The 10,714-nt window shown below is 69.5% G+C and carries 9 protein-coding genes and 1 pseudogene; 4 read left to right on the forward strand and 6 right to left on the reverse strand.

Features of this window, described 5'->3' with window-relative positions:
• Window positions 1-89: 89 nt before the first annotated feature.
• A complete protein-coding gene (locus D7X55_RS27465) occupies window positions 90-1,823 on the reverse strand; it encodes a hypothetical protein (RefSeq protein WP_147468501.1) in 1,734 nt (577 codons plus the stop codon).
• Between the two features lie 35 nt (window positions 1,824-1,858).
• Complete coding sequence (locus D7X55_RS27470; protein WP_233610100.1) at window positions 1,859-3,181, reverse strand: alanine racemase; 1,323 nt, start codon at window positions 3,179-3,181, stop codon at window positions 1,859-1,861.
• Window positions 3,182-3,340: 159 nt separating this feature from the next.
• Here D7X55_RS27470 and D7X55_RS27475 point away from each other — a divergent pair, with 159 nt between their 5' ends.
• Together D7X55_RS27475 and D7X55_RS27480 are read left to right on the forward strand one after the other, a co-directional pair.
• Window positions 3,341-3,571 (forward strand): uracil-DNA glycosylase family protein, encoded by a 231-nt coding sequence (locus D7X55_RS27475; protein WP_199747163.1) that lies wholly within the window; start codon window positions 3,341-3,343, stop codon window positions 3,569-3,571.
• A gap of 151 nt (window positions 3,572-3,722) precedes the next feature.
• Window positions 3,723-4,061, forward strand: a complete 339-nt coding sequence (locus D7X55_RS27480) for a hypothetical protein (RefSeq protein WP_120552766.1) — start codon at window positions 3,723-3,725, stop codon at window positions 4,059-4,061.
• 3 nt (window positions 4,062-4,064) lie between these two features.
• On the opposite strand, the gene D7X55_RS27485 is transcribed toward D7X55_RS27480, so the two are convergent.
• The gene (locus D7X55_RS27485) at window positions 4,065-4,547 is read right to left on the reverse strand and encodes a hypothetical protein (protein WP_121724600.1); all 483 of its coding nucleotides are present in this window, start codon (window positions 4,545-4,547) and stop codon (window positions 4,065-4,067) included.
• Between the two features lie 158 nt (window positions 4,548-4,705).
• Here D7X55_RS27485 and D7X55_RS27490 point away from each other — a divergent pair, with 158 nt between their 5' ends.
• Together D7X55_RS27490 and D7X55_RS27495 are read left to right on the forward strand one after the other, a co-directional pair.
• Window positions 4,706-5,848 (forward strand): triacylglycerol lipase, encoded by a 1,143-nt coding sequence (locus tag D7X55_RS27490; protein WP_120552768.1) that lies wholly within the window; start codon window positions 4,706-4,708, stop codon window positions 5,846-5,848.
• A 60-nt stretch (window positions 5,849-5,908) separates the two neighbouring features.
• Window positions 5,909-7,222, forward strand: a complete 1,314-nt coding sequence (locus D7X55_RS27495; RefSeq protein WP_121724601.1) for a PQQ-dependent sugar dehydrogenase — start codon at window positions 5,909-5,911, stop codon at window positions 7,220-7,222.
• A gap of 24 nt (window positions 7,223-7,246) precedes the next feature.
• Here D7X55_RS27495 and D7X55_RS27500 read toward each other — a convergent pair whose 3' ends face one another.
• The 3 genes and pseudogenes from D7X55_RS27500 to D7X55_RS27510 all read right to left on the reverse strand — a co-directional run.
• The gene (locus D7X55_RS27500; RefSeq protein ID WP_147470225.1) at window positions 7,247-7,852 is read right to left on the reverse strand and encodes a hypothetical protein; all 606 of its coding nucleotides are present in this window, start codon (window positions 7,850-7,852) and stop codon (window positions 7,247-7,249) included.
• A gap of 62 nt (window positions 7,853-7,914) precedes the next feature.
• Window positions 7,915-9,372, reverse strand: a pseudogene (locus D7X55_RS27505) (alpha-amylase family glycosyl hydrolase); the annotation flags it as partial.
• Window positions 9,373-9,455: 83 nt separating this feature from the next.
• Window positions 9,456-10,714, reverse strand: a 1,259-nt coding sequence (locus D7X55_RS27510) for an OprO/OprP family phosphate-selective porin (protein ID WP_121724603.1), incomplete at its 5' end; no start/stop codon positions are given.

Below are 10,714 nucleotides of genomic sequence, written 5' to 3' on the forward strand. Positions count from 1 at the left end.
GGTGGGAGGGGGGACTTCGTCCGTGCCGCAGCCGGACAGGAGGGCGGTCAGCAAGCAGAGGGAGAAGAAGGCACGCATGGTCGTGGGCTTCAGCGGGGAAGGAGTTCAACGCGGTAGGCATCCGGGCCCTGGAAGCGTCCGAACATGTCGGCCCGCAACAGGTGGCGTCCCGCGGCGCGAGGCACCCAGGCGCTGGACGCCGCATCCCAGGGGACGGGCGTCACGCCGTCGGCCTCGAAGAGGTCGAACTTCGTGTCGAGCGACGTGCGGCTCAGCGCGTGGGGGCGCGCGTCCAGCGTCAGCGCGAACCAGTCCACGTCGGTGGAGGTGTTCAGCACGCCCGTGGCGCTCAGTGCGCCGCCCAGGTCGGTCGCGTTCGCGGCGGTGCCCGCGTGGTCGTCCACCCCCACGTCCCGCACGCCCAACCCGTACTGCGCCCGTGGCCCCGAGACGCGCAGCAAGACGGAGCCGTCCGCGTCCACCATGAAGTGGTGCACCTTCGCGACGTCGTTCCGGGTGAGGCTGGAGCCCGGCGCCGCGAGGTGGAAGGCCTCCACCGAGACGCCGTCCGCCTCCAGGCTGTAGACGTGTCCCGCCAGGGCATCGAAGCGGAAGAAGTCCACGTCACCGGTATAGGTGAGGTAGCCCGTGAGCGGCGCGTCGCCAACGAGGTGCACCGCGTCCTGGGGGCCCGAACCCTGGTCCTCGCCCAGGTCCAGGAGCGTGAGCGCATACGCGCCCCACTCTCTATCGCCCTCCACGCGCACCTGGAGCCAGGCATCCCGGTCAATGCCCACCGGGGGATACAGGACCTCGCCCCGTGGCGTGAGGACGCGGGCGTCGCGGCAGGCATTGAGCGCCGGGGTGTCACAGCGCAGCGCGTACGCATGGCCCGCCCGAGCGAAGAAGGAGAACACGTCCTTGTCGGACTCGAGCTCGAGCATTCCCTTCAGCGCAACGCTGGCGCCCTCAGGCAATACGGTCGCGGTGTCCGGCGAGTCGCCGTGGTCATCCGGCCCCAGGTCCTCCACGCCGCAGGTGTAGGGAATGGCGGTGGGTTGGAACCCCCTGAGGATGAAGGCATGCCTGCCGGTGTTCCTGACCCAGAACCTCCGGCCTCGGATCGTGAGCGTGAGGAATCCAGGGGTGAGCAGTTCCTGTCCGTCCGGCCCCTGGAGGCGGTCGCTGCCCCCCGACGTGAAATCCCCCAGGCACCGCACGATGACGAAGTGTCCCGCGGACGCGTCGAAGACGAACGTGTCCGTATCCGGGCCGGCCTGCAACAGCCCTTCGACCGGAGGCGCGCCCGGCGTGAGGAGCGTAGCCCCGGCCACGTCCTCGCCGTGGTCGTCCTCGCGCCGGGTCAGCGAGTACCGGAAGCTGCCGGTACTCCCGGCGGGCAGCGCGGTCACGATGGCGGCGGCGCCCTGGTCGTCAACCACGCGGAAATGCACGCGGGTCGTGCGTCCCTCGTGTTCAATGAACGCGGACTCATCTCCCACCGCGCCCAGGAACTTCACCTCACAGGCCTCGAAGCCTTCCGCGGTGCAGGTGAAGGTGTGGATGACGCCCTTGTCCACCTTGAGCGCGAAGGCGCGGGACTGGACGGTGCCGCCCACCGCGACGATTTCACCCGTGCGGGGCGCGGTGGGCACGGCCAGCGGTTCATAGCCCAGGCCCTGCCAGCCACAATCCGGAGCGGACCCGCAGGGATTGGGTGGGTTGTCCACGCACTTCAAATCCTCGCAGGAGTCGCTGGAGCAACTGGAGGCGAAGAGCGCGAGCAGGCAAAGACAGAAGACGCGGACGGGGGGCATGGCCATTCGGAAGCCACGCTAGCCCCGACCGGGGGCCGACGTCACGGCGGGTCGCGCGCGGTCATGTCTTCGTAGGTTTCCGCGCGACGGGCGAGCGTCGCGCGGCCCTCGTCCAGGATCACGATGCCGGGCTGTGGGAAGCAGAAGGAATTCGAGAAGGACACCAGATACGCGCCCGCGTCCATGACCGCGAGCGTGTCGCCCACGCGGAGCCGGGGGAGCTCGATCTCCGTCCGGAGGCGGTCCATGGGGCTGCAGGTGGGGCCGTCGAGCGAGTACGTCCCGCTGGGCGATTCTCCCCACCGCTCGACGTGGAAGATCTCGTGATACTCGCGGTGCAGGATGTGGGCGATGTTCTCGCCGGCATCCAGGATGGCGTGCGCGGGCGCGGCTCCGGCCTCATTGAGGCTGCTGACCTGGCAGAGCAGCAGCTGGGTGTTCCCGGTCATCGCGCGTCCGGGCTCCAGGAAGATGCGAGGCGCGGGACGGCCGGCGCGACGGAAGTGGGACTCGACCCTGCCGATGAGCAGCGCCAGGTAGCGTTCAATCGTGAGCCGCTGGCGGACCCGCTCCTCGAGCGGCACGGGTGAGTCGTTCAGAGGCAGCACCGTCGGGACCGCGAGGCTCCCACCCAGGTCGAGCATCTCCACTTCGAGCCCGAGCCGGGCGTGCAGCGTGTCGCAGAACTCCAGCACCTCTTGAACGAAGCGCTCCAGCGTCCCGGCATCCTCGATGGCCACGCCCCGGTGCGCGTGCAGCCCGACGACCCGCAGCGAGGAATGCATCATCGCCTCCTCGTAGGCCGCCAGCGCCTGGCCTCCGGCGATCGGAATGCCGAACTTGCCGGACCAGCTGTCCGAGGTGGCCACGCGAATCCCCACCCGCGGGCGCTTGCCAAGCTCCGCGGCGGCCGCCGCGACGATCGCGATCTCCTCACGGTGGTTCAGGTGGGTGAGCAGCAGCTCGCTCTGGACCACCGTGCGGGCCACGCTCGGCGTCTTGCCCGGGCCGTTGTAGATGATCCGCTCGGGCGCGACCCCGAGCCGCTGGGCGAGCCACAGTTCATACGGAGAGACGACCTCGGCGCCGACCCCGAGTTGTGACAGCCGCTGGAGCACGGCGGGAATCGGGTTGGTCTTGTACGAATAGAAGATCTCGGCGCCCCGCCTCCGGCCCTCGGGCGTCTGCTGGAAGCGCCGGACGTTCTCGGCGAGCCGGGCGCCATGGACGACGAAGAGCGGGCTCCCCCAGCGCTCCGTCAGGCTCGCGAGCGGCCTTCCCTCCAGGCACAGCCCGGCTTCGGCTCGCGTCAGGCCCCAGGTCTCTGGGTGAAGGGGCTGGGAAGCGGTGTGGGACGTGGACACGCAGAATCCTTGGATGGGTTCGTGCGTGAGACAGCAGGGCCCGTGCCAGCACCGGGAGCACCGGGGCGCCCCGGGAGCACCGTCCGATACATCCCGGCTGACATGTCACTGACGTGGCGTTGACGTGTCAGCGCCCAGGAACTCTTCGATGGCTCGGGCATGATCCTCTGCCTCGGGGCCACGGCGGCGCAGGCGTTCCTGGGGCCGGGATTCCGCATCAACCTGAGCCGGGGGCAGATCTTCGAAACGCCCTGGGCGAAGGCGTGGATGGCGACCTTCCATCCGTCAGCGCTCCTGCGCATGCCGGACGAGCGGGCGCGGGCCCAGGCGCGCATCCACTTCGAGGAGGATCTGCGCCGGGCGGCGGACACGCTGCGCACGCTCGGGTGACGGCACGGCTTTATGTGTCCTGTCTTACATTTCTCGTTTTACAGAGATATTCGCTCTTACTCTGTTCTAGAATGCCGGGTGTGGAGGCTGTCCCTCCACACGACGACGCCCCCTCAGCGTTCTTGAATTCTCTGAGGGAGAAAGAACACCAATGAAGAAGTTGCTCCTGGGACTCATGCTGGCCGCGGTTCCGCTCATGGGCTGTGGCGCGGGGATGGAAGAGTCCTCGCCCGACTCCGTGCAGACGGTGGTGACCGAGTCCGGCCAGAGCCTCAACCTGGACTTCGGCCCCATGAGCTCGGAAGAGCCGCTGGCGTCGATGGGCGATTCGAGCGGCGACGTCTCCGCGATGGGCGCCGGCTGCTGGGTCACGCTCCTGTACTGTCGGGACCCGCGGTACAACGGCTGGGCGACCTGTCAGCAGAACGGCAAGTGCAGCCTGCAGCAGTTCAAGGACAACTGCATCGCCCTGTACAACAAGACCTGCTAGGCCCTAGGGCTCCTGGAAGCCGCCGCGCACCCATGCGTTGGCGGCGTCCCGGGTGAACTTGAAGTTCACCGGCGCGCGGTGCTTCGCGACGGTCGCGCCCGCGTCATCGATGGCCGAGAGCAGCGCGTGGGGGTCGTACTCATCCGGCACGAGCTCCAGCCGGACCTCGTACCAGCGGCCCTCCCAGGCGATGGAGAGCTTCTTGGTCAGGGCCTGGTCGCGCTGCCGGGCGGAGCGATCCAGGACCTCCGAGGCCGTCTTCACGAACGTGGCGAACGCCGTCGCGTCGAAGGGCTTGGGGTTCTTCTTGTCGCGGCCCATCACCCAGGGGCTGACGAGGGCAGGCTCGGAGAGCCCCTGCTTGCGGATCTCCACGGCCCAGCCGTCGTCCTCCTCGTTCTTGATGACCCGGGCCGACCAGCCGTTCTTGCGCCAGAACGTGGGCTCCATCACTTCGGGTTCGGCCGGCGTGTTCTCGTTGCTCATGGGCACTCCTCATACCCTCCCCCGCTGACACGCCGCCAGGAGTCCTGCGCGCGGCAGCTGCCCGCTTGCTCGGCCTGCCGTCCGGGGCAAGGGTTCGGGACTTCACGTTGGGCCCGGGCCCCGGCGCCGGGGGTATTCCGCACGCTAGGCTTGCCCGCATGGCCACCCAGCACCGCGTCTATCTGGTCCCCGGCTTCTTTGGCTTTACCCAGCTGGGCGACAAGGAAACGGAGCGCATCGCCTACTTCCAGAACGTCCCCCGGTTGCTGGAGCAGCGCTTCAAGGAGCGCGGCATCGATGCGCGGGTGCATCCCCTGGCCTCCTCCCCCACCTCCGGGCTGGGGCCCCGGGCCCAGGACGTGTTCCGGGAGATGGCCCGGACCGCGAACGAGGACGACGCGCAGCTCCACCTCGTCGGACACTCCACGGGCGGGCTGGATGCACGCAGCGTCGTCTCTCCGCGCATGGCCCGGGAGGCCCCGGACTTCGTGAAGCGCGTGCGCTCGGTCGTGAGCATCTCCACGCCGCATTACGGCACCCCGCTGGCCAGCTTCTTCCACGAGGGCCACGTCGGAAAGACGCTGCTGCGCTACCTGTGGCTCTTCACCTTCTTCACCCTGCACCGCAAGGTCATGCCGCTGCGGACCGCCGTCCTCCAGGCCTGCTACTGGCTCGTCCTGCGCAGCGAAGACGCGAAGCTTCCCCCCACCCTCTTCAATCAGATCTTCCGGCTGACCGCGGACCTCTCCGAACAGGAGCGCGAGGAGCTCATCCGGTTCTTCAGCCAGGTGGGCGAGCACCAGGAGCTGATCCACGACCTCATGCCCGCCAGCACGCGGGCCTTCAACGCGCGCACCCCGGACCGGGAGGACGTGCGCTACGGCTGCGTCGTCACCGGCGCTCCGCCACCCAGGCCGCGCCTGCCGCTGCTGCCCACGCCCCACGCGCTCCTCCAGGGAATCTTCGCCTTCCTGTACGCGAAGAGCGCGCCCCGGTCCCGGGAGCTCCAGGTGCCCGGGTTCACGGCGGCCCAGTCCCAGGCCCTCCAGGACGTCCTGGGCCGGAACTTCGAATCCCGGAGCGACGGCATCGTCCCCAGCCGCTCCCAGGTCTGGGGCGAGGTGATCCACGTCGCGCTCGGAGACCACCTGGACGTCGCGGGCCACTTCGACCAGCCGCCGGAGTACATCAGCTGGCTGTCCTCCGGCTCCCACTTCCAGGAGCCGCAGTTCCAGGCGATGTGGGAACGGGTCATCGACTTCACGGTGGGCGGCGGCGCGACTGTTCACCCAGGCACCTGAGCGGGCGCCGCGTGGCCGTGGGCGGGTGACGGCACGCGCGACTCGGCGGAGAGTCACCCCATGCGCCATGGACTCGTTCCCCCCCTCCTCGCTTCCCTCCTGCTGAGCGCCGTCCCCGGAGCACAGGCCCAGACGCCCCGGCCGCCCTCGCGGCAGGAAGGCAACCTGGCCCCGGGGCGTGGCGGTGAGAGTCAGCAGTCCGTGCCCCGGAAGGGCGACATCCCCCAGGGCGCGCCCGTGGAGACCGCGCCCCCCAACGTCCCGGAGTTCAAGCCCGCGTTCCCGCAGCAGACGCGCGCCCCGGCGGTGAAGACGCGCACGCCGCTTGTCGTGACGGAAATCGCCTCTGGCTTCAACAAGCCGTGGGCCATCGCGTTCCTGCCGGATGGCCGCTTCCTCGTCACGGAGAAGCCCACGGGCTCGCTCTACATCGTCACCGCCGCGGGCAAGAAGTCGCCGGCGGTGGCGGGCCTCCCCAAGGTGGATGGCCGGGGTCAGGGTGGGCTGCTCGACGTGGAGGTGGGGCCCGACTACGCGAAGAGCGGGCTCATCTACTGGACCTATTACGAGCCGCGCGAGGGCGGCAACGGGCTCGCGGTGGCGCGCGCGAAGCTGGTGGACGGCCCGAAGCCGCGCATCGAAGGGCTCCAGGTCATCTTCCGCATGCAGCCCACGCTCGAGTCCACGCTGCACGCGGGTGGACGGCTCGTCTTCACGCCGGACGGCAAGCTCTTCGTCACGCTCGGAGAGCGCTCCATCCTCCCGGGCCGCGTGCAGGCGCAGGACCTCAAGAGCGACTTCGGGAAGGTGGTCCGCATCCTCCCGGATGGCTCCATCCCCCAGGACAATCCCTTCGTGGGCAGGAAGGACGCCCGGCCGGAGATCTGGTCCTCCGGCCACCGCAACATCCTCTCCGCGGCCCTGGACGCGCAGCAGCGGCTGTGGATCGTGGAGATGGGACCGCGCGGCGGTGACGAACTCAACCGTCCCGAGGCCGGCAAGGACTACGGCTGGCCCACCATTGGCTATGGCGAGGAATACTCCGGCGAGCCCATCCACAAGACGACGCAGGCCGCCGGCATGGAGCAGCCTGTCTATTATTGGGATCCGGTCATCTCGCCGTCGGGGCTCACCATCTACTCGGGGTCGCTCTTCCCGGAGTGGAAGGGGAACTTCTTCATCGGCGGCCTGTCCAGCCAGGCGCTGGTGCGGCTGGTATTGAAAGACGACCGCGTGGTCGGCGAGGAGCGCCTGCTCACGGAGCGCAACGCGCGCATCCGCGAGGTGGTCCAGGGGCCTGACGGCGCGCTCTACCTGCTCACGGATGACTCGAACGGCCGCCTGTGGAAGCTCACGCCGGGCCGCGCGCCGTGAAGGACTCCCGCGTCCGGCGGCGTCTCAGCCCCGCCGCCGGAGCAGGTCGGCGCGCATCTCCTCCACCGCGTCCTTGGCCTCCTTCAGGCCCACGCCGTGCTGGTCGCGGTAGAGCTTGATGGCCTGGATGAGGTTGTTGTCCCAGATGGCGCGCTCGATGTCGGCGCTCAGGTCCGAGCCGGACACCTCCGGTCGCTCCGGAGACGCCCTGCCCGCCCGCATCGCCTCCACGGCGTCCTTCGCCTCCTTCAGGCCGCTGCCGTAGATCGCCCGGTGGTACTTGATGGCCTGGATGAGGTTGTTGTCCCGAACGGCACGCTCCATGGCGGCGTGGGCGTCCGGATCGGATGCCTCACGGCGCGCAGGAGGGCCCACGGGCATCCGGCCGTCCCGCATCGCCTCCACGGCGTCCTTCGCGTCCTTCAGGCCACTGCCGTAGAGCGTCCGGTGGAGCTTGATGGCGTTGATCATCTGCCCGGACTGGATCAACTCCGCGAGGACCTTCTCCCCGTCCTCCGGAGCTGAATCGATGGGCCGCGCCGGGGGCTGCTCGCCGTGGGTGGAGCGCCACCAGAGCCCCACGATGGCTCCCACCAACACCGCGATCATCAGCAACGCCAGGAAGGACATGGACATCCTCCGAGCATACAGAGGCCTCGGAGGATGGGGAGCCCTGCCGGCGTGTCAGCGCGTCACGGGCACCTGCTCACCATCAGCTCGCCGCCGTCGAGGCCCGCGTTGATGCGGAAGCTGAACACGTAGTTGCCGGCCTCCGGAATGGCGATGGAGGACTCCTTGCCGGGCCCCGCGGCGATCGACATGGACTGCTCCGCCGCGATCACCACCGGGTTCCCGCCCGTCACCGCGAGCTCCTTCGACCAGTCCGCGCTGGCGAACTTGAAGGTGTACGCGGTGACGTCCGGCTCGTTGACCACCACCTGGTAGATGTTGTCGCCCTTGTAGGCGAACCGGCGGCTGGCGGGCGTCGCACCGAAGTTGTCGCCACCGACGTAGCTGCCCCGGATGAACAGCTCCTTGCCGAGCGGGCCCGTCCCCTCGACCGTCGGCGCGTCGCAACGGGCCAGCGGTCCCTGACCGGAGAGCCCGCCGCCGGGGCCTGTCCGCGGCCCTTCCGCCGTCGGCGAAGCGATGACGAAGAACCGGGCCTCGAACGGCTTCAGCGCGATCGCGTGGTCCCCACCCGAGAGGGCCACGTCCTCGCCGCCCAGCAGCGCGACGAGCGTCCCCGCGCTGCCCACGGCCGTCCCCGCCACGGTGATGAGCGCGGGCTCCGCCTTCGCGTTCAACACATACAGGACGTGGTCCGTGCCCTTGTCCTTGCGGTCGATGAAGACGTGATCGTCCGAGTAGATGTGCGTCCGGCTGCCATTCGCCAGCGCCGGATGGGCGTCGCGCAGCGCCATCAGGGACGCGACGTGGTGCTTCAGGTCCGCCTGCGCGGGCGTGAGCACCGTGGCGGGGGCGCCCACCGTCGTCGGGATCCCCTCCACGATGGCGGAGGTCCGGGAGACGTGGTCGTCGCAGACGCCCCGGACGGCGCAGGTGGAGTTGTCCTCCCTGGCCGCGAAGCCCGGCAGCTCCTGTCCGATCTCGTCACCGCAGTAGAGGGTGATGGGGCCGCTGTAACCGGCCATGACGCTGAAGGCGGCCTTGTGGCGCGCCCACCAGGCGTTGTCCCCGGGCTCCGCCAGGCCGCCTCGCTGGAGCAGGTCGCCGAAGCGGACCAGGTCGTGGTTGGTCAGCATCAGGTTCGGCATGGCGTGGGCCGGATAGGCCAGCTGGTTCTGATACCCGGCCTGGAGGTTGTTCGCTCCACGGTTGCCCGTGCCGGACTCCTCGACGGCCAGCGTCTGCACCAGGCTGTAGCGCATGGGGAAGTCGAACGCGGACAGCAGCGCGGGGCTCGCGGTGGTGCCGTAGCCCTTGCTGGCGATGTCCGCCGGCCCGCTCCAGATCTCCGCCACCATGTAGCCCAGCGGATGGACGCTCTGTCCCGCCGCGTTCGTGTAGCTCACGTCCGCCGCGGCAGTGGCGACGGCGCTCCGCAGGTCGTCCCAGTACTGCACCGGAACCTGGTGGGCCTGATCCAGGCGCCAGCCGTCGATCTTGTATTCGGTCACCCAGTGCGTCGCGACCTCCTTGAAGAAGTCGAGGTCGTCAAAATTCGCGGTGGATCATACCGGGCCGTTCACACCCCGGCAGGCTCCGTGTCTCAGAACGCGACCTGGAAGCGGGACATCACGACGTTCTCCGCCTCGCGGTCACCTTCCGGAGCGCCGCCCACGAAGTCCGTGTGGTGGTAGTTCAACGCGAAGCGCACGCGCCGGTTGAAGGCGAAGACGGTCGCGACGCCGAAGCCCCGGGCCTGGCTCACGGAGCGGGCGGGGTCCGCGAAGCGGGGAAACGCGTCGTCGTCCATGTCCAGGCCCTGGTAGCGCGCGGAGATCTCCAGCGCGCCGCCCTTGCCCGTCTTGGGGTCGAAGGGGCGGTGGGGCTTGGGGCCCGTGAAGGACGCGTCCCCGCCCAGCACGTAGGACGCATACGCCTGCCACGCGTGGTGGCGCAGGCGCGCGCGCTGGTCACCGGTGCGCACCTCCTGTGACGACAGGACGTACTCCGCGAGCAGCCCCACCGGGCCCCAGTAGAAGTGGCCCTGCGGTGAGAGGCGCACGTGCTCTCCGTCCGCGACGGCGGTCCCTCCAGGGGTCCCGTTGTTCAGGAAGCTGAAGATGACCTCCTGGCCGGTGCTGCGCTGGGGCACCAGGGCCGTGTTGGCGGGAGTGGTGGAGGGCGTGCCGAACTGGAGGCCCCGGGAGACGGCCACGCCCACGCCCAGGCCCTGGAGCGCGGAGTCCGCGTCGCCCTTGAAGGGCTGGGCGAAGACGCGCGCCACCAGGTCGAAGCTGTCGTCGGTGTTGACGTCGATGCTGGCGCCGTCGGGAGCGCCGTTGACCACCGCGAACGCATAGGAGAGGCGCCCCCCGGCGATGTCGCCGTGCAGCTGCAGGCCCTCGTCGCGGACGGGGACCAGGTCGAAGGTGAGCGAGCGTTCGATGAAGGGCACGTCCGTGTTGGCCTGGAGCAGCTCCAGCCCGAAGGGCGTCTTGAAGCGGCCGGCGCGCAGGCGGAGCCATTCAACGGGGCGCAGGTCGATGTACGCGTCCTGGATGAGCGGCTGGCCGACGCCGAAGTCCGGCATGAGCCGGAAGTCCACGAAGCCGAACAGCGTCCCGTCCAGGAAGGGGCGCAGGCGCCGGATGAGGAACGTGTTGGTGCCGCTGCGGTCCGAGTCCGCCACGTAGAAGCGGCCGTCTCCCTGGAGCTGTCCGCGGATCTTCAGCACGAAGGCCTTGTCGGCGGTGGAGAGGATGTAGCCCTCCTCGGAGAGCTGGACGCTGGGGGGCTCGGTCGCCTGGGCGCGGGCCGGGGGCGTGGAGAGCAGCAGCAGCCCCAGGGTGGCGAGGTGGGCGG

Source organism: Corallococcus sp. AB049A, assembly GCF_003668885.1.
Taxonomy (GTDB): domain Bacteria; phylum Myxococcota; class Myxococcia; order Myxococcales; family Myxococcaceae; genus Corallococcus; species Corallococcus interemptor.